Annotated in this window: 1 protein-coding gene; it reads left to right on the top strand. The window is 62.5% G+C overall.

The genetic code is table 11. The annotated features are described in order from the left end of the window. Nucleotides 1–1,268 (top strand): RHS repeat domain-containing protein (locus AC1D15_RS32925; protein WP_477829373.1); only part of this gene is annotated, 1,268 nt, incomplete at both ends.

Genomic DNA, 1,268 nt, shown 5'->3' with positions numbered 1-1,268 from the left:
ATCACCTACCCGTCGGGCCGGGTGCTGGTGATCACGCGCGACACCGGCGAGCTCATCGGCATGAGCCTGGCGAAAGACGCAGGCAGCGCGCCTGTCCCGCTGATCAGCAACGTGAAGTGGGAACCCTTCGGCCCGGTGAGCGGCTGGGACTGGCACATGACAAGCGGCCTGATGAACCACACGCGGCTGTTCGACCTGGGCGGGCGCATCGTGCGCTACCCGCTCGGCAACGTGCTGCGCGACGTGAGCTACGACGCCGCCGACCGCATCAGCGGCTTCACGCACCTGCTGGCGAGTGACGGCTCGGCGCAACCCGCGCTGGACCAGAGCTTCGGGTACGACGGGAACAGCCGCCTCACCAGCATCACCGCCTCGGCATCGAGTTGGTCGATCGCCTACGACCCGAACGGCACCCGCACGAGCGTGAGCCTGAACGGCAGCGCAAGTGAGTACACGACCGAGGCGACGAGCAACCGACTGACGAACATCACGAACCCAGCTCGCAGCTTCGGGTACGACAACGCCGGCAACACGACCAGCGACAGCGTGGGCTACACGGCGACCTACGGCCTGAACGGCTCGATCGCGAGCATCACGAAGACAGGGGTGACCGGCAGCTACGACTACAGCGCAGAGCGCCGGCGCATCCGCAAAGTGACGAGCACGGGCGAGACGGTGATCTTCGTGTACGACCTCAAGGGGCAACTGCTCGGGGAATACGACCAGGCCGGCAAGGCGATCCGCGAATACGTGTGGCTGGACAGCATCCCGGTGGCGATGTTCATACCGGACCCGGCCAATGCGAACAACCCGCCACTCATCTACTACATCCACACGGATCACCTGAATGCGCCGCGCATCGTTGTGGACCAGAACGGAGCCAAGCGCTGGCGCTGGCTGGCCGAGCCGTTCGGGACGACGGCACCGGAGACGAATCCCGATGGGCTCGGGGCCTTCACGCAGAATCTGCGATTCCCGGGGCAGTATGCGGATGCAGAGTCGGGGCTTTGGTACAACTACTTCCGCAGCTACGACAGCTCGAAAGGTAGCTATGCGCAGAGCGACCCAATAGGGTTATCCGGTGGGAGTTGGTCAACGTACTCTTATGTCAACGGGAGCCCAATCGGCTTCATAGATCCACAGGGCTTGGCCTATTTTGGCATGCGACCTCTCAACGGCATGCCAACTATGATCTTGAATTTCGCATTGGGCAGATGGCAAGTCGCTCACGAGAATCTTTTTTTGAAGATGGCGCTTCACCTGATAAT

It is taken from the genome of Rhizobacter sp. P2_H2, from assembly GCF_056403375.1.
This window is presented reverse-complemented; position numbering and strand designations above follow the sequence as displayed.